15 protein-coding genes and 1 pseudogene are annotated in these 19,898 nt (G+C 43.3%); 11 read left to right on the plus strand and 5 right to left on the minus strand.

Annotated elements, in window-relative coordinates; genetic code table 11:
* Nucleotides 1-122, plus strand: a pseudogene (locus AC13CK_RS00845) (IS5/IS1182 family transposase); the annotation flags it as partial.
* Between the two features lie 94 nt (nucleotides 123-216).
* Here AC13CK_RS00845 and cynS read toward each other — a convergent pair.
* Nucleotides 217-666: a cyanase gene (gene cynS, locus AC13CK_RS00850; RefSeq protein ID WP_004646988.1), complete on the minus strand. Its 450-nt coding sequence runs from the start codon at nucleotides 664-666 to the stop codon at nucleotides 217-219.
* 286 nt (nucleotides 667-952) lie between these two features.
* Between cynS and AC13CK_RS00855 the strand changes: the two genes are divergently transcribed.
* From AC13CK_RS00855 to AC13CK_RS00865, 3 genes are all read left to right on the plus strand, one after another.
* Nucleotides 953-1,762, plus strand: coding sequence for a formate/nitrite transporter family protein (locus tag AC13CK_RS00855; protein WP_004646987.1), 810 nt, complete (start codon nucleotides 953-955; stop codon nucleotides 1,760-1,762).
* 66 nt (nucleotides 1,763-1,828) lie between these two features.
* Nucleotides 1,829-3,559, plus strand: a complete 1,731-nt coding sequence (locus tag AC13CK_RS00860) for a bifunctional protein-serine/threonine kinase/phosphatase (RefSeq protein ID WP_425878446.1) — start codon at nucleotides 1,829-1,831, stop codon at nucleotides 3,557-3,559.
* A 254-nt stretch (nucleotides 3,560-3,813) separates the two neighbouring features.
* On the plus strand, nucleotides 3,814-4,011 hold the full coding sequence (locus tag AC13CK_RS00865; RefSeq protein WP_005100292.1) for a hypothetical protein: 198 nt from the start codon (nucleotides 3,814-3,816) through the stop codon (nucleotides 4,009-4,011).
* Nucleotides 4,012-4,171: 160 nt separating this feature from the next.
* Here the strand turns inward: AC13CK_RS00865 and AC13CK_RS00870 are convergent, their stop codons facing one another.
* Nucleotides 4,172-4,339, minus strand: coding sequence for a hypothetical protein (locus AC13CK_RS00870; RefSeq protein ID WP_005100295.1), 168 nt, complete (start codon nucleotides 4,337-4,339; stop codon nucleotides 4,172-4,174).
* A gap of 335 nt (nucleotides 4,340-4,674) precedes the next feature.
* On the opposite strand from AC13CK_RS00870, the gene AC13CK_RS00875 reads away from it, so the two are divergent.
* Complete coding sequence (locus AC13CK_RS00875) at nucleotides 4,675-5,592, plus strand: LysR family transcriptional regulator (protein WP_253114407.1); 918 nt, start codon at nucleotides 4,675-4,677, stop codon at nucleotides 5,590-5,592.
* 501 nt (nucleotides 5,593-6,093) lie between these two features.
* Entirely contained in the window at nucleotides 6,094-8,259 is a 2,166-nt protein-coding gene (locus tag AC13CK_RS00880) for a TonB-dependent receptor family protein (RefSeq protein WP_425878443.1), read from the plus strand.
* Between the two features lie 67 nt (nucleotides 8,260-8,326).
* Here the strand turns inward: AC13CK_RS00880 and AC13CK_RS00885 are convergent, their stop codons facing one another.
* Both AC13CK_RS00885 and AC13CK_RS00890 read right to left on the minus strand, forming a co-directional pair.
* Nucleotides 8,327-8,938 carry a MarC family protein gene (locus tag AC13CK_RS00885; protein WP_425878441.1) on the minus strand — a complete coding sequence of 204 codons (612 nt, stop codon included), beginning with the start codon at nucleotides 8,936-8,938 and terminating at the stop codon, nucleotides 8,327-8,329.
* A gap of 25 nt (nucleotides 8,939-8,963) precedes the next feature.
* Entirely contained in the window at nucleotides 8,964-11,000 is a 2,037-nt protein-coding gene (locus tag AC13CK_RS00890) for a choline transporter (RefSeq protein ID WP_311204735.1), read from the minus strand.
* Between the two features lie 270 nt (nucleotides 11,001-11,270).
* Here AC13CK_RS00890 and betI point away from each other — a divergent pair, with 270 nt between their 5' ends.
* The 5 genes from betI (at nucleotide 11,271) to AC13CK_RS00915 (ending at nucleotide 18,460) form a co-directional block, all read left to right on the plus strand.
* The gene (gene betI, locus AC13CK_RS00895) at nucleotides 11,271-11,849 is read left to right on the plus strand and encodes a transcriptional regulator BetI (protein WP_425878439.1); all 579 of its coding nucleotides are present in this window, start codon (nucleotides 11,271-11,273) and stop codon (nucleotides 11,847-11,849) included.
* Between the two features lie 21 nt (nucleotides 11,850-11,870).
* Nucleotides 11,871-13,346 carry a betaine-aldehyde dehydrogenase gene (betB, locus tag AC13CK_RS00900; protein WP_425878437.1) on the plus strand — a complete coding sequence of 492 codons (1,476 nt, stop codon included), beginning with the start codon at nucleotides 11,871-11,873 and terminating at the stop codon, nucleotides 13,344-13,346.
* Nucleotides 13,347-13,357: 11 nt separating this feature from the next.
* Nucleotides 13,358-15,013: a choline dehydrogenase gene (betA, locus tag AC13CK_RS00905; RefSeq protein WP_336755013.1), complete on the plus strand. Its 1,656-nt coding sequence runs from the start codon at nucleotides 13,358-13,360 to the stop codon at nucleotides 15,011-15,013.
* A 127-nt stretch (nucleotides 15,014-15,140) separates the two neighbouring features.
* Nucleotides 15,141-15,911 (plus strand): TorF family putative porin, encoded by a 771-nt coding sequence (locus tag AC13CK_RS00910; protein ID WP_425878435.1) that lies wholly within the window; start codon nucleotides 15,141-15,143, stop codon nucleotides 15,909-15,911.
* A 341-nt stretch (nucleotides 15,912-16,252) separates the two neighbouring features.
* Nucleotides 16,253-18,460, plus strand: coding sequence for an OsmC domain/YcaO domain-containing protein (locus AC13CK_RS00915; protein ID WP_425878433.1), 2,208 nt, complete (start codon nucleotides 16,253-16,255; stop codon nucleotides 18,458-18,460).
* 250 nt (nucleotides 18,461-18,710) lie between these two features.
* Here the strand turns inward: AC13CK_RS00915 and AC13CK_RS00920 are convergent.
* Nucleotides 18,711-19,898: electron transfer flavoprotein-ubiquinone oxidoreductase (locus AC13CK_RS00920; RefSeq protein WP_482830888.1), on the minus strand; the 1,188-nt coding region annotated here is incomplete at its 5' end.

The raw sequence follows: 19,898 nt of genomic DNA on the forward strand, positions 1-19,898 counted from the left end.
ATTAAAGCAATTTAGAGGAATAGCTACTCGATATGACAAGCTCAAAAGAAATTATCAAAGTTCTGTTGCTTTAGCCTGTATATTTTTATGGCTACCTTTATAGGGTTAATTATGAACAGTAAATGTCAACAGACCCTAATCATTCTAAATAAATTTAATAAGTGCAGATAAAATAAAAGCCATTTTAATAATGGCTTTTATGCTTATAGTGGGGGATTAATAAGTTTTATAAGGTAAAAACTTTCCGGATAATACGACATTCACCCGATCTCCGTTTGGATTATTCTCACGTTGAATATCCATATTGAAATCAATTGCACTCATAATTCCATCACCAAATTCTTCATGGATCAGTTCTTTAATGGTCATACCATAAACGCTGACAACCTCATACCAGCGATAAATCAGCGGATCTGTCGGCACACTGGTTGGCAGAGAACCTTTATAGGGTACGATTTGCAGCCAGGCAATGGCTTCATCAGTCAATCCAAATATTTCACCAATTTTTTCCGCCTGTTCCTTATTAAAAGCCATCTGACCCAAACATGCGGCTGTCACCCATTCTTTAGAAAGGCCTATTGTTTCAGCGACATCTGCCCATGTAATAGACTTTAAAACTTTCGCTGAAATAATCATGTCTGTCACTTGTTGACGATGGCTAATCATAATCTTCTCCAATAGCTATATTTAAAAAATGACCGTTATAGATAATGCAGAGATTGTGCCAATATAATTATTAGGATTAAATTTTAAAATAATTTATATGATTTTCATTAGACATTTAAAATATATGGCATGCTATTTGCTTTAATCTATATTAAATATGGCAACGGCGCCATAACACAATTGATCTGTTTGAATAATGCAAGGCAAAGACGCCTAGGGTTGAAATAGACCTTAGGCGTTTTTTATTTGCAAACAGGCAAGTAATTTATATAAAGGGGATAAAAATATGGCTTATCTTGCTCCTGCAGAGTTTGCAAAAAAAGTGGTCGATGCCGGTGAGGCAAAACTTCATATGGCAACGCGTGATGTTTTAATTCGTGCGTTTATGGCAGGTGCAATTCTGGCACTGGCAGCAGTATTTGCCGTGACGATTGCGGTACAAACAGGGGTGCCACTGATCGGTGCGCTGCTATTTCCAGTCGGTTTCTGCATGTTATATCTATTAGGCTATGACCTGCTGACCGGGGTATTTGTATTGACTCCATTAGCCTGGTTAGACAAACGTCCTGGGGTAACGTGGTCACGTATTTTAAAAAACTGGGGACTGGTTTTTTTAGGTAACTTTGCCGGATGTTTAACCGTGGCAGTGTTGATGGCCGCAGTCTATACCATGGGTTTCGCCGCTGAACCGAATGCGGTCGGGGTGAAAATCGCCCATATTGGGGAAGACCGGACTTTGGGCTATGCCGAATATGGTTTTGCTGGCTGGATGACGATTTTTATCCGCGGCATGCTGTGTAACTGGATGGTATCACTCGGTGTAATTGGTGCCATGATGTCAACCACGGTCAGTGGCAAATTCATCGCGATGTGGATGCCAATCATGCTGTTTTTCGCCATGGGCTTTGAGCATTCAGTAGTAAATATGTTCCTCTTCCCATTTGCCATGATGATGGGCGGTGATTTCTCGATTACAGACTATTTCTTGTGGAATGAATTACCGGTGGCACTGGGTAATTTAGTGGGTGGTCTGGCACTGACAGGTCTGGCGCTCTATACCACGCATGTACGTACTGGCGATAAAAAAGAATTCTAATCTGAGCATGATGATTTATGCCTTGAGATTAAAGGGATCAATTCGATCCCTTTTTGAGTATTTAAAATGAATAAAAAATTAAAGATCAGCATCGGGCAATATTCTTCCGCTGGAATCAAAGCACAGAATCAGGATTTCCATGGGGTCTATATTCCTGAAGGCCACGCGCTTAGCAGTAAGGGCATTGCCTGTGCAATTGCAGACGGGATCAGTAGCAGCAATGTCAGCCATATTGCAGCAGAAACTGCAGTCAGCAGTTTTTTATCGGATTATTATTCGACTTCGGATGCATGGAGTACTCAAACTTCAGCGGCACGGGTTATTCGTGCGACTAATTCCTGGCTCTATGCACAAACCCAGCAAAGCCGCGGGCGTTTTGATAAAGACCAGGGTTATGTCTGCACCTTTAGTGCACTGATTTTGAAAAAAAACAGGGCACATATCTTTCATGCTGGCGATAGCCGGATTTATCGCATTCAGGCACAAGCCATTGAACAGTTGACGGCTGATCACCGTGTTTGCCTGTCATCAACAGAACATTATTTAAGTCGTGCACTGGGTGCCGACCATCGTATCGATGTCGATTATCAGCAGCTTGAATTATGTGAAGATGATTTCTTTATCTTGATGACAGATGGTGTCTATGAATTCATAGATATTCAACTCATCTCGAATATGGTCGAGCAGCAACAACATCTGGATATTATTGCCAAGTCTATAGTCGAGCTGGCTTTAAAGCGGGGTAGTGATGACAATCTCACCATTCAAATCATTAAAGTGGAACAGTTGCCTGAGGAGGAATCCTTTCATATCAAGAGCCATGTTTTATTTCCGCAACAGCTGAGTCATGGTGATCTGTTTGAAGGTTATCGGATTGATAAAATCCTGCACCAAAATCATCGCAGCAGCCTCTATTTGGCGCATGATGAAGCGACACAAAATCAGTTGGTCATTAAAACCTTGTCTGTCGATGTGCAGGATGATCTCAAAGCCGTAGAACAATTTCAGCTGGAAGACTGGGTATCGAAACGCTTAAAACATGAAAATCTGCTGCAATGCTATCCACATAAGGGCAGCAAGAAGTTTTTATTTCAAAGTTATGAATATTTACAAGGGGAAAGCCTAAACCGATGGCTGCACCGTCATAAAACTGCTTTAACTTTACAGCAGTTGCTTCCGATCATTGAGCAGGTGGCCAAAGCATTGAATGCCATGCACCGTCTTGAAATGCTGCACCAGGATGTACGACCAGAAAATGTCATGCTGCTCGAACCAGCCGATACCTTGAAAGTGAAACTGATTGATTATGGATCGACTGCGGTCAGAGGTCTGGTTGAACTGAATCCCAAACATGCAGATGTTCCTTTGGGAACCTTGGCCTTTATGGCACCTGAATATTTTATTGGATGCTCCCCATCAGTAAAATCAGATCAGTTCTCGCTGGCGGTGATGAGTTATTATTTATTGACCCGACAATTACCTTATGGGACAGACCTTGCGCGCTGTAAGACCGAAAAGGACTTAAAACAGGTTCGATATCATCCACTCTATGAGTATCGACCGGATCTGCCGCATGGCTTGGACGCCATCTTTAAAAAAGCGCTTTCCATTCGCCCGGAGCAGCGCTATGAAGCACTTTCAGCCTTTATATATGATCTGAAACACCCAGATCTCAAATTTAAAAAATCAGTTTCACGTCCTATGCTTGAAAAGCATCCAGTCACTTTCTGGAAATCCTGCACAGCGATTCTGTTTTTGTTATTGCTCTGGGTATTTGCACTATATTTTAGCCAATGAAAATAATCCAAATAAGCTGTTGAACGATTTTTTTGATTTAAATAAAAAATCAATAGTGATTTAAGCTGAGATGTAGTCAAAATATCTATTTATTCTTATTGCAGATTTTTATATTTTTACGATGATTGACTTTGTATTTTCGAAGATTATCCCTATAAAATAGAAAGTGCAGTCAAAAAACTAAATAAGCATAAAAACATTGGAATAATAATTGCTTATTTTTAATACCATTAGAATAAAAAGGCAGATGAGACATGAAAAATCAATTTTTTAAGCTGATTTTAATCTTGGGCAGCAGCATGGTGATGAGCCAAACAAGTCTCGCCGGAGATGGTGGCTTGCGTTTTGCTGAGAAAAATCAGGAAATAGCGGCACAAATTCAGGCCAAGAAAAAAACGGCAGAAACACAGGCGCAGCCCCTACAAGCAAAAGCCTCTACAGAAGCGAAATAGTAAAACAGCACTCATCCAAGAAGGTGAGCTGTTCAGGTTAGATCAGATGTATAAGATGTTGTGATGCGAAAACTAGTCCCTAACTTTTTAATACTGAAAAAAAACTCCCCATCCATTTTTAAGAACGGGGAGTTTTTGTATTTTTGAATCCTTGAAAAATTTATTGATTCTGTTCTTCGTCCTGTCTTTCCTGACGCAGTTGATCACGTTGTCGCTGTGGATCATGAAGACCTAATTGACCTCGCTGGATCTCGCGATCCTGTTTTTCTTGCGGATCAAGTTGCTCTTCAGTGAGTTCATCATCATTTCGGTCGGTTGGATTGGACATAGTCTTTCATCCTCTAAAATATTTTCTACTTTTTATTGTATGAATTGAGCAAAATTATTCTGTGACTTTTATACCGAAGTTAGTTTTCTATCTTGTTGCTGCTGTAAATTTAAGCGCTATTTTATAGACAAATTTAATAAAATTAATTTAATCAATAAAATTAAATTAAATTAATAAAAATTAAGGGAATAGCAATTCAAACCTACAAACCCAATAGGTGAATATATCTCATTATTATGATTTAAAAATGAGAAAAACTAAATAAAATAAGAGAAATGGGTTATGCTTAAGACAAATTAAGTGTCATCCGTCTTTTGAAATTTCCGGTATTTTCCATGATAGAACTCCGCCATTTAAGAACTTTAACTGCTCTGCGGGAGCATGGTTCTCTGGTTGCAGCAGCAAGTGATTTATGTTTAACCCCATCAGCCTTGTCACATCAGCTACGTGAACTCGACCAATGGTTCGGGGTTGAAGTAGTGAATCGGCGTAGTCGTCCCGTAAGTTTTTCAAATGTTGGGGAGCGGTTGTTAAAACTGGCAGATGAAATATTACCGCAAGTTCAAATTGCACAGAGCGATATCAGCCGTATTGTGCATGGCCAGACCGGACGAATAGTTTTCTCCTCTGAATGTCATAGCTGTTTTGACTGGTTGATGCCACTACTCAATCAATACCGGATGCAATATCCGGATGTAGACCTGGACTTTGCTTCAGGTTTTGAATCGAATCCGCATGAATTATTACAAACCGGAGAGTTTGATCTACTGATTACGGCTGATCCAATTGCGCTTAAAGGCATTGAATATTTCCCGATTTTCGAATACGAATCACGCTTGGTTTTATCCAATACCCATCCACTGGTACGTGCGAAAGAGATTACTGTTCAGGAGCTTGCTGAAGAAACGCTGGTAACTTATCCGGTGGATAAACACCGTTTGGACATTATGTCGCGTCTGTTTATTCCCGCTAATATTCTACCAAAAGACATTCGCACCACAGATTTGACCCAAATGCTGATTCAGCTGGTGGCAAGTGGTCGCGGGATTGGTGCATTACCTGATTGGGTGGTAAATGAATATGAGCAGAAAGGCTGGGTCACTTCACGCCGCCTCGACTGTGTGGCACCTGAAGGCTTACGTCGAACTTTATACGCCGGCTATCGCACAGAAGAAAAGCAGAAAGATTATTTTGAAGGCTTCTTGAAACAGCTGGATCGGTTTTCCAAGAAAAGACAGGTCTATTACAGCTAATTTGTGGATAGTTAAATATATTTAGTCCGTTATCTTTGAAAATCCTGCATCGTCAGGGTTTTTAAAGATTAACAGTTTCTGTCTTAGTAATTTCAATTTTTCTATAAGATGATGAGGTTAATTTTGTCTACTTCGAGTCAGAAAATATACAACTTCTGTCAACTTTAGAAATTAAAGAACTGGTTTATTCGATCATAATTTTTGACAAGTATTACATTTTGCCAAGTGGAAATACATATGTGCAGAATTAAATATCATATTATTAAATATCAATTATTTAAAAATTAAGTTCTTGGAACTTATGACGATGTGGTTCTGATCTTGCAAGTTGTTTTTTAATAAAAAGATTAAAGAAAATGAAAAAACATACGCTAATCAGTCAATTTTTTGGCAGAAAATAACTCCTGAAAATAACAATGTTGATCTATGCTACAGCATAATTTTTAAACTGATTTCCTCTCATAAAACGGAATCACTTATACAGGACTGTATAAAATCGCCATGCACATGACAAAAATTCCTCTCAAGAAAAGCCCGCTGAGCCTCATGATTCTGTCGATTGTCTCAGGTCATCTTTATGCTGAAACTGCCGTAGAACCGGGCAACGTTCAACAGCTGAATACCATTGTGATCAGCGCTGAGCAAAATGCCAATCCGCAGCAGCAATATCAGAAAGAGCTGGCTCAGGTTTCAGGAGGAACGAATTTTATTGGCGAGCAGCAGTTAGAACAGCAGCGACTTGCGACCACAGCCGATGTGTTCCGTTTACAGCCAGGAATTTATGCCCAGTCTGCAGGAAATGAAGGTGCAAAAGTCTCAATCCGTGGTTCAGGAATCAACCGGACTTCAGGTGCACACGCATCCGGTACGCACGTCCTGATTGACGATATTCCATTTACCGGACCGGGCGGCACAGCGTATGAACTGCTAGAACCCTGGTGGATTGATCATGTCGGGGTTTATCGCGGAGCCAATGGCTTTAAGCAAGGCGGACTGGCCCTAGGTGGAACAATCAACTATAGAACCAAGACCGGCGCAGATCAGGATGGCTCTGAACTCAAATATGAAATGGGCAGCCATGGTTATCAAAAATATCAGTTTAGTACCGGCCGAAAGCTGGATCAGATGGATTATTATCTGGCGCTGACGAGTACCCAGTTTGATGGAATTCAGGATCATGCTGAAGGCGATGGTAAGGGTCTGGCTTTTAATTTGGGCTATCAGATCAGTCCGGATATCGAAACCCGTTTTTATGCTCGTTACCGTGAGAGCAAGCATTTAACTCCAGGACGGATTACACAAGAACAGCTCAAAAATGATCCTGAAGCAGCGAATAGCTTTAATTTAGCGGTAGATGCCAAACGGATTCAGCCGGGCAGTACTTGGCTGGCCAATACCACGACCTGGAATTTACAGGATGATGCAAAACTGACTGGCAGTCTAGCTTATCATCATTATCCGCTGGATTTACGTGAAAGCAGTTATCGTACCAATGTCGATTATGAAGATATTACAGCGCGCTTCCAGTATGAAAAACCTTACCAGTTTCTAGGTCTGGAGCATCAGGGGCGTATTGCCTTGCGCAGCACGACTCATCGTCCGGACAGTGGGGTTACTGAAACTTTAAGATTTAATACAGAAATTGGTAATCAAACGTATCCGGTAGACACAGTTACCCGCCGCTATACCTATCGTGGTTCAGACAACGTCCTGCAATTTGATCAGGAAACCACATTAAATGATCAGTTCAAATTAGATTTGGGACTGGCAGCGGTGTATACCCATCGGGAAAGTGAAGTAACTTATCCTGTGGCGAGTCCTGAAGTCAGCCGTTATGAATGGAATTTTGCACCACGACTTGGTTTGACCTATCAGCCGAATGAGTCTGTGCAATGGTTTGCCAATTTAAGCCGCAGCATTGAGCCAGCACATCCTTGGGCGATGGCTTGGTCTTCACCGTATTATTTTGACAGTGGTGTCGCTTCTGGCCGGGTGCGCGCGCCAATCTATTTGGACACGCAAACCGCCAATAGCTTTGAACTGGGTGGACGTGGACAATCAGGCTTTGGAGATTGGGCACTGAGTTATTATTATTCCAAAGTGAAAAATGAACTGTTAACCTCTGAAATGATTAAAACCTATGAAGATGGATCGAATCGACCTTCAGAGCCAATTGCTGTTGAATCGAATGCCACGCCAACGATTCATCAAGGGGTGGAGCTAAGTCTAGATACGCCATTGCATGAATCCCAATATGGCGAACTGCGTCTGCAACAGGCTTATACCCTTAGCGATTTCCAGTACAAAAATGATCCATTGTTTGGCAAGAACCAGTTACCGGGGATTCCAAAACATCTGTATCAGGCTCAACTGAGTTATGCTTTAAATAATGGCCTCTATATTGGTCTGAATACTGAATATGCATCTAAAATGGCGCATGATTATGCTAATAGCCAATTCAGTGACGACTATCAGATCTGGGGCATTGATGTGGGTTATGCACCAGAACATCAATCATGGAAAACCTGGATCAACTTTAAAAATATCACGGATGAGAAATATGCTGCGGTCGTGATTCCAGGCCTTAACGACGGTGGGAAAGATGAAGCTCGTTCTTCGCCTGGTGAAGGTTTCTCTACTTATGCCGGTGTGTCATTTAAATTTTAATTATTTAAAAATTAAAAAAAGAGCGGGATATTTCCCGCTCTTTATATTTATCGATAGAAAGGATTTATCAGGTTTCTAATATTCCTGTAATACCTGTCACGATCATATCGATGGCAATGGTACCGATTAAAAGCGCTGCAACACGACCTACAATATCGACATACAGGTCAATATAGTTTGAATACTTGTGCTGTAAATGATCATGCAGGTATTTCATCAGGATCAGCAGACTACAAGTCAGAAACAGGGTAAAGAAAATCACCAGAATGGTTTGCATTAAACTGAGCTGTATACCGGTGATCACAGATGCCGAAATGGTGCCCGGACCAATCATAAACGGCATGGCAATCGTGCCCGCCAGATGACTGGGCGCTCCACGCATCACGCCAATCGTATCAGCACCTTCAAAGACATAACGATAGCCAATCACCAAAAAGATAATACCGCCAAAAATCTGGAAGGACTCAAACCGTACATGCAAGAATTCATTAAAGAAGGCTTCACCGGTTTTTGCAAAAATGATGAACACAATAAAGCTGATCAGACTGCCCTGAATCAATGCCATGTTGAATATTTTTGCGTCGGAATTACGGATAATTCCGAGCATATAAATACTCATCAGAAAAGGATTGAGCAGGGAGAAAAACAGGGCAAATGCATTCAAACTTTCTGACATCATTGAGTCCTTACGTAGTTGAGAGATCCTAGATTTCACGATCCGGGAACAGCGGACGTTTACCTGGGCTAATACGGTTAATATGTAGATACATCATATGGCGTTCATATTTATCCAGGATGTCATTGATCACCTGTTCCTTACTGTAACCGACCAGATCGTTTCCCTGAGAGCCTTCAAACAGATAACTTTCCAGACGATAGTAATAACGTTTGGTTCGTTTACCACGTGAACTGAAATTTGGCGTGTCATAGCGTACCGGCCATATTTCGTAGACAAAGTTTTCTTCTTCATCGAGCTGAATGGTCAGATCCAGATGATACAGTTCAGGTTCTTCCTCCAGCGATTTTTCCTGAATATTGACTTGAATACCTTTGTCAATTAACTCGGTTGCAACGGCCTCAATGGCTGGTTTGCAAACATTGTCCAGCATGGTCCGCGTCTGGGACAGGCTTGGATGCAGCATGACCCGGCTCAGACGCTTCTTCCAGTTCAAAATATCCACATTACCGACCACAGGTGCCGCATTCAGGCTGGTGCTTGCCTGACGAAAATCCTCCAGACGCAAGGACTTATAGAGTCCCGCCATCACAAAGAAAATGACGAAACTAAAAGGCAGACCCATAATAATTGTGGTGTTCTGTAATGCTGTCACGCCATTCGCCATGAGCATTGCCAAAGTCAGCAAACCGATGGCAATGGCCCAGAACACACTGAGCCAGCGCGGTGAATCATGCTCAATATTAGTGAATTTGGTCGTGAAATTTCCCAATACCAATGCCCCTGAATCCGCTGAGGTCACATAGAACAGCAAGCCGGTAATAGTGGCGACACCTGCAGTAAAGGTAAAGCCTGGATACTGCGCCAGCAGATCATAAAAACCATGTGCCGGATTTTCTAAAACTGTCGTAGCAAGTTGAGTATTACCATCGAAAATCACGCTGTATAAAGCACTGTTACCGAAAATAGACAACCAGGTCAGGGTAAATAACAGAGGAATAACCAAAGTCCCGGTGACAAATTCGCGAATGGTACGACCACGGGAAATACGGGCCAGGAACAGACCAACAAAAGGTGACCAGGCGATCCACCATGCCCAGAAGAACAGGGTCCAGCTATTCATCCATTCTTTCGGTTGTTCAAAAGGAAAACTGGTTAAAGAGAGTTTTGGGAACTGACTGATATAGTCACCAAAATTCTGAATCAAGGCTGCTAATAAAAATTCGGTATTGCCTACAAACAGAATAAATAGCAGCAGCCCAATTGATACATAGATGTTAATTTCAGACAGGATTCGGATGCCTTTATTGACACCGGCAGTGACTGAAATAATAGTAATAATCACGGCAACAGCGATGAGTGCAGTTTGAATCCAGATATTTTCTGGTAAATCAAATAGCACATGTAGGCCGTAATTTAATTGCACAACGCCAATCCCGCAGGTGGTGGCAATCCCGAAAATCGTGCCGAGTACCGCAGCGGTATCAACCGTATGGCCAATTGGACCATTAATTTTTTTACCAAAGATCGGATAAAGTGCCGATCGGATCGTTAGCGGTAAATTGTAGCGGTAACTGAAATAACCTAGGGCGACCCCAATCAGCGCATACATACTCCAGCCGGTTAAACCGTAGTGAAATAGGGTCCACACCATGGATTGGCGTGCAGCTTCAAAGGTTTCACCTTCGCCTACAGGCGGATTCATATAATGGGAAAGCGGTTCCGCCACCGAGAAAAACATCAGGTCAATCCCGATTCCGGCAGAAAATAGCATCGCCGACCAACTCAGCAGGCTGAATTCAGGTTTAGAATGTTTCGGTCCAAGTTTGATTTCGCCATAACGTGAGCAGGCGATAAAGACGATAAAAACCAGATACAGCGTTGCCGCCAGCAGATAATACCAGCTAAAGGTACGACTGACCCAGTTTAAGATATTGATAATGACTTGATTGGCTTGTTCATTAAATAAAATGGTAATGATAGAAAACAGCAGAATAAGCGTCGCCGAAAAATAAAAAACCACTTTATTCAGACTATCTTGCTTCTCTTCATTTTTCTTTTGCATAAATCTCTAACCATCGTTTTGTTGCCGGATGATCTACAGTGCAGTGTGATTTAAAAGCAAAAGCCTGCAGTAAAGCTTCCTTGTTTTCGTGAATTACAAACTTTTGCAAATCCAAAACAAACTGCGCTGTACATCAAGGGTGAGCTGGCACTATAATTTTTATTAATTGAACGTTCAATTAAAAAAGCGTTTATGAATTGTTACATCATTCAGCTATTTGCTTTAGCAGAGTGATTTTTTATTGTTACATCCGTTATTCAGGTTAGTCCTATGCCCAAAGTTGGTATGCAACCGATCCGTCGTCAGCAACTGATCGATGCCACCTTAGCTGCAGTGAATGAGCTAGGTTTTGCAGAAGCTTCAATTAGTCAGATTGCCCAAAGAGCAGGTGTCTCAACCGGCATCATAAGTCATTACTTTCGAGGTAAAAATGGCTTGATTGAAGCCACAATGCGTTACTTATTGCAGCAATTGGGTAAATCTGTTGCACAGATAAAGATACAGGTTGATGACTTACCGGAGCAGCGCTTACTGGCGATCGTACGTGGTAATTTTGCTGCTCCACAAACCGACAAGGCGGCCATGAAAGTCTGGTTGGCGTTCTGGGCTAGCAGTTTGCATCAACCTGAGTTACATCGGTTACAGCAGATCAATCATTACCGCTTACATTCCAACCTTAAATATGAATTCATGAAAAAGTTGAATAAAGACCAGGCAGAGAAAGCCGCTCAAGGTTTGGCAGCATTGATTGATGGATTCTGGTTAAGAGGTGCTTTGGTAAATGGCAAAATTGACCCAGAACTGCCGATTGAACTGTGTAGTGAATATATCCGGCAACAACTCAAATAACCCACCTGCGAGGAAATTCCATTGACAACATTCAAACTGCAACGTCCTTATATTCATGGACAATATGTCGATGCAACGTCCAATAGCACGTTTCAAACGATTAATCCTGCAACTGGCGAAGTTCTGGCAGACGTGCAGGTATGTACACAAGATGATATCGATCGCGCTGTTGAATCGGCACAACAAGGACAAAAAGTCTGGGCAGAAATGACGGCGATTCAACGTTCCCGTATTTTGAACAAGGCTGTTGCCATCCTCCGTGAACGTAATGACGAGCTGGCGCGTTTAGAAAGTCTCGACAGTGGTAAAGCTTTCAGTGAAACATCCACCGTCGATATTGCGACAGGTGCAGATGTACTCGAATACTATGCAGGTATTTTGCCAGCATTAGAAGGCCAGCAAATCCCGCTCAGAAGCAGTTCGTTTGTTTATACTCGCCGTGAACCTTTGGGTGTGGTTGCCGGGATTGGTGCATGGAATTATCCGGTTCAAATTGCCTTATGGAAATCTGCACCTGCACTGGCAGCAGGCAATGCCATGATCTTTAAAGCTAGTGAAGTGACGCCTTTAACTGCATTAAAACTGGCAGAAATTTATACTGAAGCAGGTGTGCCGCATGGTGTCTTTAATGTGGTTACCGGCAGTGGTGAAATTGGTGGTTATCTGACTTCGCATCCTGATATTGCCAAAGTTTCATTTACCGGTGGTGTCGCGACCGGCAAAAAAGTCATGGCCCAAGCTGCGAATTCCAGTCTGAAAGAAGTCACTATGGAGCTGGGCGGAAAATCTCCGCTGATTATCTGTGAAGATGCCGATCTGGATCTGGCGGCAGATATAGCCATGATGGCTAACTTCTACAGTTCTGGTCAGGTCTGTACCAATGGTACCCGCGTATTTGTACCTTTAGCTTTGAAAGCCGAATTCGAAGAAAAGATTCTGCAGCGTATTCCTTATATCCGGATGGGGGACCCACTCGATCCTGAAACCAATTTTGGTCCAGTTTCCAGCTTCTCTCATATGGAAAAAGTGCTGGATTATATTGAACAGGGCAAGATCGAAGGTGCACGCTTATTGTGTGGTGGCGGCCGTGCTGAAGATGAGCAGTTTGCCCAAGGCGCTTATGTGCTACCAACGGTATTTACCGATTGCCGTGACGACATGACGATTGTCCGTGACGAAATCTTTGGTCCGGTCATGAGTATTCTGAGTTATGACTCAGAAGAAGAAGTGATTCGTCGTGCCAATGATACTGAATATGGTTTGGCAGCTGGTGTCGTGACGCCGAATCTAGCACGTGCGCATCATATTATTCATCAAATCGAAGCCGGTATTTGCTGGATTAATACCTGGGGCGAATCTCCTGCAGAAATGCCAGTTGGTGGTTATAAACATTCGGGTGTCGGTCGCGAAAACGGTATTGTCACGCTACAGCAATATACCCAGACCAAGTCAGTTCAGGTCGAACTCAGTCCTTTCCAGTCTGTATTTAGCGCATAAGGGAGGATTGGATGAATTACGACTATATTATTATCGGTGCAGGTTCGGCAGGAAATGTGCTCGCAGCGCGTTTAACTGAAGATCCGGATGTGAAAGTCCTGCTGCTGGAAGCGGGTGGGCCGGATTACCGTCTAGACTTCAGAACACAAATGCCGGCTGCATTGGCTTATCCATTACAGGGACGCCGTTATAACTGGGCCTATCTGACCGATCCTGAACCACATATGAATAACCGTCGTATGGAGTGCGGGCGCGGCAAGGGGCTGGGCGGTTCTTCATTAATTAACGGCATGTGTTACATTCGCGGTAATGCTATGGATCTTGAACAGTGGGCCAGCCTGAAGGGGCTAGAACACTGGAGCTATGCTGAATGTCTGCCGTATTATAAAAAAGCTGAAACGCGCGATATTGGCGGCAATGATTATCATGGTGATTCTGGACCGGTTTCGGTCGCAACACCTAAAAATGGGAATAATGAACTGTTCCATGCCATGGTCGAGGCCGGTGTACAGGCCGGTTATCCACGTACTGATGACCTGAATGGCTATCAGCAGGAAGGCTTTGGGCCGATGGACCGTACCGTAACGCCGCAAGGCCGTCGTTCCAGTACAGCACGTGGTTATCTGGATATGGCCAAAGGCCGGGATAATCTTACGATTATTACCCACGCCATGACCAACCGGATTCTGTTTAATCGTAATCAGGCAATTGGTGTGGAATATTTTGAAGGACAAAATACTTTACAGCCGATTCAGGTCTTTGCAGATCGTGAAGTATTGCTATGTGCAGGTGCAATTGCCTCGCCGCAAATCCTGCAACGCTCCGGTGTGGGTCCGGCTGAACTGTTAAAAAGTTTGGATATTCCTGTGGTTCAGGATTTGCCAGGCGTGGGTGAAAACCTGCAGGACCATCTGGAAATGTACCTGCAATATAAGTGCAAAAAACCGGTTAGCTTATATCCGGCACTCAAGTGGTATAACCAGCCGATGATTGGCGCTGAATGGTTATTTTTAGGTAAAGGTATTGGGGCCAGTAACCAGTTTGAAGCCGGTGGTTTTATCCGCTCTTCAGACGAATTTGACTGGCCTAATATCCAGTATCATTTCCTGCCTGTAGCGATTAATTATAATGGCACCAATGCCATTCATGAACATGGCTTCCAGGCTCATGTGGGCTCTATGCGTTCGCCGTCACGTGGCCGTGTTCGTCTGAAATCCAAAGACCCGTTTGAGCATCCAAGTATTCTGTTTAATTATATGAGTACCGAGCAGGACTGGCGTGAATTCCGCGATGCCATCCGCATTACCCGGGAAATTATGCATCAGCCGGCATTGGATCCCTATCGTGGTGAAGAAATCAGTCCGGGAAAACATCTACAAACAGATGCTGAAATTGATGAATTTGTTCGTAATCATGCAGAAACCGCGTATCATCCATCATGTAGCTGTAAAATGGGTGAGGATGACATGGCGGTTGTCGATGGTTATGGACGCGTACATGAAATGCAGGGGTTGCGTGTGATTGACGCCTCGATTATGCCTTTGATCATTACCGGTAACCTCAATGCAACTACGATTATGATCGCTGAAAAACTGGCAGACCATATTCGTGGCAAACCTGCTCTTGCGCCTTCATCTGCACCTTTTTACAAGGCGCCTCGCGCTTAAATTATGGTTTTATTCCTGCCGCCTAGCAAAGCAGGAGTAAAGCGAATTTCAATTTTGTCCCAAAGCGGAGATAAAACCTCGACTGCTTTCGGTTTTATCTCCGCTTTACTTAATACATTTATATTTTATGAAAATATTCAATCAAACAGTGCTGTTTGGCTGTGCTGCTGTTTCAAGTTTTTACTGTTATGCCGATGATGCGGAAGTAAAACAAATAGAAGCAAGCGGAAACTTGAGTGTGGTCTCCAAATACGTCTCCCGCGGTTTGACCAATGCGCCTGAAAATGATGATGTTGCTGTACAGGCTGCATTGAATCTGGCTTATGGTAATTTTTATGTCGGATATTGGGGATCTACGCTTGGATACTCTTATGCAGAAGTGCAGGGGCGTCAGGGACATCGTTCAGACAAATTCGAGCATAACTTTCTGCTGGGTTATACCCATAGCAGCGAAAATTATGATTGGGATCTATGGAACGCAACCTATTATTATCCGGGCGGCAAGCATACTACCGGAAATGAGCTGGGTTTAAATATAAGTCGTGCATTGAATGATCAGACCAGTATTGGCGCCAGTGTATCGACCTATCTGTATGATGTGGCTTATGCCAATCAGGGCGATACTTTTTATACGCTTAACCTGAATCATCAGTTGAATGATCGCCTGAATGCCAGCATTACAGCAGCAGGAAGCTATTTTAACGATGAAGGCAAATATGAGGGCGGTGAACTGGGCGATACCGAAAAGCAGTTTGCCTTTCGTTATGCTTCTGCCGGACTCAGTTATGCGCTTTTACCGCAGTTGAGTATGTCAGGTGAATATATCTTTGGCGGTTATGACCGCTATGATGACAAGCAGCGTAATCTTGCAGTATTTGCACTGAGTTATGATTTTTAAAATTATGAAATCATTCAGACTAGGCGGGTGAAAATCTGCCTTATCTGCAACTTTGATTAATAGTATAAGCCATGACTTGAAGTTGATTCATGCTCCGGCAGCTCAGGAAAGACTGAGGATCTGGTTTAATCTGCCAGAATTTCAGACAAATATTATCAATTTCATAAAATAATTCTATAATAGCGCCCATTCTCGGCAGCGTTATCCAGACACTTCGTCAAATGGTATAACCTGACCATTTTCTATTTTTCATTCAAGTTCTCCTCCGTGAACCGGCTTGTATATTCAGATTCAGCATCTTATCTGTCCGTGACGGCACATAAGAATATTTAGGTATCCACATGGAAATTAAGGTCAATTATCTCGATAATCTTCGTCAGGAAGCCAAGTTCGATGACTTCACGGTAATCGCCGATCAGCCGATCCGCTATAAAGGCGATGGTTCGGCACCCGGCCCATTCGATTATTTTCTGGCATCTTCAGCTTTATGTGCGGCTTATTTTGTCAAAGTCTATTGCGCGGCACGTGATATTCCGACCGACAATATCCGCCTATCTCAAAACAATATCGTTGATCCTGAAAACCGATATAAACAGATTTTTAAAATTCAGGTGGAACTACCGGCTGATATTTCTGAAAAAGACCGCCAGGGAATTTTACGTTCGATCGACCGTTGTACCGTCAAAAAAGTAATTCAAACCGGTCCTGAATTTGTCATTGAAGAAGTAGAAAGTATCGATGCAGATGCTCAGGCCTTGTTAATGCCAAGTCTGGCTTCTGACCATACGACTTTCATTCCGGGTAAGGACCTTCCGCTGGAAGAAACGATTGCCAATATGTCTGCCATTCTGGCAGGCCTTGGCATGAAGATTGAAATCGCGTCTTGGCGTAATATCGTGCCGAATGTGTGGTCGCTACATATCCGTGATGCGCAGTCACCAATGTGCTTTACCAATGGTAAGGGTTCGACCAAAGAAAGTGCGCTGGCATCTGCCTTGGGCGAATTTATTGAGCGTCTGAATTGCAACTTTTTCTATAACGACCAGTTCTGGGGTGAGGATATTGCCAATGCCGAATTTGTGCATTATCCAGATGAAAAATGGTTCCAGCCAGGTCCAAATGGCGAACTACCTGCAGAAGTTTTAGATGAACATACCCGTGAAATTTATGATCCTGAAGATGAATTATTGGGTATCCATCTTTACGACACCAACTCTGGTAATAAAGCACGTGGCATCTGTTCATTGCCATTTGTACGTCAGTCTGATGGTGAAACCGTTTATTTCCCGTCGAATCTGATCGAAAACCTTTACTTAAGTAACGGGATGAGTGCCGGCAATACCTTGGCTGAAGCGCAAGTACAATGTCTTTCTGAAATTTTCGAACGTGGGGTAAAACGCGAAATTCTGGAAGGTGAACTGGCACTACCGGATGTGCCTGAACATGTTCTGGCAAAATATCCAAAAATTGTTGAAGGCATTAAAGGTCTGGAAGAACAGGGCTTCCCGGTTCTGGTCAAAGATGCTTCACTAGGCGGTCAGTTCCCGGTCATGTGCGTTACCTTGATGAACCCGCGTACCGGCGGTGTATTTGCCTCATTCGGTGCCCATCCTAACTTTGAAGTAGCATCAGAACGCAGTCTGACTGAACTTTTACAAGGCCGTAGTTTTGAAGGTCTGAATGATCTGCCAAAACCAACTTTTAGCAGCAATGCAGTAACTGAACCGAATAACTTCGTCGAACATTTTATTGACTCAAGCGGTGTGGTGTCTTGGCGTTTCTTCAGCGCGAAATCAGATTATGATTTTATCGAGTGGGATTTCACTAATAACGGTCAAAACTCGAATGCGGATGAAGCTCAGGAATTATTCACAATTCTGGAAGACATGGGCCATGAAGTTTATATGGCGGTGTATCAGCATCTAGGTGCAATAGCTTGCCGTATTCTGGTACCGGGCTATTCGGAAATTTATCTGGTAGAAGATCTGGTTTGGGACAATACCAACAAGGCTTTGCTCTACCGTGAAGATATCCTGAATCTGCACCGTCTGGATGATGAACAACTGGAAGCACTGGTTGAGCGTCTGGAAGAAGCAGATGAGGATGACTATACCGAAATCAAAACCTTGATCGGTATCGAGTTCGATGAAAATACTGAATGGGGTCAACTGACGATTCTGGAACTGAAACTTCTAATTTATGTGGCTTTGCAGCAATTTGAAGAAGCCAAAGATCTGGTTGAGCAGTTCCTGCAGTTCAATACCAATACCGTTGAACGTGGCTTGTTCTACCAGTGCATGAATGTCGTTCTGGAAGTCATTCTGGATGATGAAATGGAACTGGAAGATTATGAACACAACTTCCGTCGTATGTTTGGTGATGCCCGTATGGATGCCGTTCTCGGTTCAATCGAAGGCACAGTTCGTTTCTATGGTTTGACCGAAACCAACATGCAGCTTGAAGGGCTGGACCGTCATCTACGTTTAATTGACAGCTATAAAAAACTGCATGCAGCACGCGCCAAGTTTGTAGCAAATCAAAAATCTTAATGAATGACTAAAATTTTTCGTCATTGGTTTTAAATTTTAAAGATGGCTTAGCTCATTTTGGTTAAGCCATTTTTATATCCAGTACGCTATAAAATCTTTTCTATTATTTCTATTCTAACTTATTAATTCCAGCTCCCGAGGGAGCTGGGATTACCTAAAAAATTAAAGTGAAGTGTTAATACTAACTGCTTCAAGAGTGGGTATATGAATGTGAGAAATAGATGTATTTTTCTCATTCACAGGAATTACCTTACATATTCGGGTAATTCGGACCACCACCACCTTCCGGTGTCACCCAGGTGATGTTCTGGGACGGATCCTTGATGTCACAGGTCTTGCAGTGTACACAGTTGGCTGCATTGATCTGGAAACGTTTCGAACCGTCATTATTTTCCATAATTTCATAGACCCCCGCCGGGCAGTAACGCTGTGCAGGCTCATCCCATGTCGGCAGGTTGACTTCCACCGGAATCGAAGCATCGGTCAGTTTCAAGTGCGCTGGCTGGTTCTCTTCATGGACCGTATTCGAGACAAACACTGAAGACAGACGGTCAAAGGTCAGCTTGCCATCCGGTTTTGGATAGGTCGGCTTGAAGCTTTCAGCTGCCTGGGTTTTTAGCGCAGCATGGTCCTGAACCAGATCATGCAAGGTAAAAGGCACTTTAAATACGTTCTGGTCGATAAAGTTGAATGCGCCACCGATCCATTGACCGAACTTGTGCATTGCCGGGCCAAAGTTACGCGAGTTATATAGCTCTTCTTTCAGCCAGCTGTTGTTGAACTTGTCGGTATACGCGGTCAGTTCTTTCACGAAGAAATCTTCACCTTCAGCCACACGTGCCACCGCCAGATCACCGCCTTTTTCTACACCGGCCGCAATCGCCTCAAATACCGCTTCACCGCAGAGCATGCCGGATTTCATCGCAGTATGTGAGCCCTTGATCTTGGCAAAGTTCAGGAAGCCGGCATCATCACCAATCAAAGAACCACCCGGGAAGGTGAATTTTGGTAATGAGTTAAAACCACCTTTGGTCACAGCACGCGCACCATAAGAAATACGCTTACCACCTTCCAGATACTGCTTGATCAATGGATGGGTTTTCCAGCGCTGCATTTCCATGAAGGGATACATATGCGGGTTGGTGTAAGACAGATCTACGATCATGCCCAGAGTCACCTGGTTATTCTCAGCATGGTATAACCACCAGCCACCTGAAGAACCAGTTTCATTTAGTGGCCAGCCGGCACCGTGCATCACCAGACCCGGTTTATGCTTGGCAGGATCGATTTCCCAAAGCTCTTTAATGCCGATACCGTAGTGTTGCGGATCAGCGTCCTTGTCCAGGTTGAACTTCTGGATCAGACGTTTACCTAAGTGACCACGACAGCCTTCAGCGAAAATTGTGTATTTGGCATGCAGTTCATAACCCGGGGTAAA

Source organism: Acinetobacter sp. L-24 (genome assembly GCF_056857555.1).

What these genes read in the sequence shown, in the direction of transcription:
- cynS (WP_004646988.1), bottom strand. Translation starts at nt 666, where the DNA reads ATGATTAGCCATCGTCAACAAGTGACAGACATGATTATTTCAGCGAAA.
- AC13CK_RS00855 (WP_004646987.1), top strand. Translation starts at nt 953, where the DNA reads ATGGCTTATCTTGCTCCTGCAGAGTTTGCAAAAAAAGTGGTCGATGCC.
- AC13CK_RS00860 (WP_425878446.1), top strand. Translation starts at nt 1,829, where the DNA reads ATGAATAAAAAATTAAAGATCAGCATCGGGCAATATTCTTCCGCTGGA.
- AC13CK_RS00865 (WP_005100292.1), top strand. Translation starts at nt 3,814, where the DNA reads ATGAAAAATCAATTTTTTAAGCTGATTTTAATCTTGGGCAGCAGCATG.
- AC13CK_RS00870 (WP_005100295.1), bottom strand. Translation starts at nt 4,339, where the DNA reads ATGTCCAATCCAACCGACCGAAATGATGATGAACTCACTGAAGAGCAA.
- AC13CK_RS00875 (WP_253114407.1), top strand. Translation starts at nt 4,675, where the DNA reads ATGATAGAACTCCGCCATTTAAGAACTTTAACTGCTCTGCGGGAGCAT.
- AC13CK_RS00880 (WP_425878443.1), top strand. Translation starts at nt 6,094, where the DNA reads ATGCACATGACAAAAATTCCTCTCAAGAAAAGCCCGCTGAGCCTCATG.
- AC13CK_RS00885 (WP_425878441.1), bottom strand. Translation starts at nt 8,938, where the DNA reads ATGATGTCAGAAAGTTTGAATGCATTTGCCCTGTTTTTCTCCCTGCTC.
- AC13CK_RS00890 (WP_311204735.1), bottom strand. Translation starts at nt 11,000, where the DNA reads ATGCAAAAGAAAAATGAAGAGAAGCAAGATAGTCTGAATAAAGTGGTT.
- betI (WP_425878439.1), top strand. Translation starts at nt 11,271, where the DNA reads ATGCCCAAAGTTGGTATGCAACCGATCCGTCGTCAGCAACTGATCGAT.
- betA (WP_336755013.1), top strand. Translation starts at nt 13,358, where the DNA reads ATGAATTACGACTATATTATTATCGGTGCAGGTTCGGCAGGAAATGTG.
- AC13CK_RS00910 (WP_425878435.1), top strand. Translation starts at nt 15,141, where the DNA reads ATGAAAATATTCAATCAAACAGTGCTGTTTGGCTGTGCTGCTGTTTCA.
- AC13CK_RS00915 (WP_425878433.1), top strand. Translation starts at nt 16,253, where the DNA reads ATGGAAATTAAGGTCAATTATCTCGATAATCTTCGTCAGGAAGCCAAG.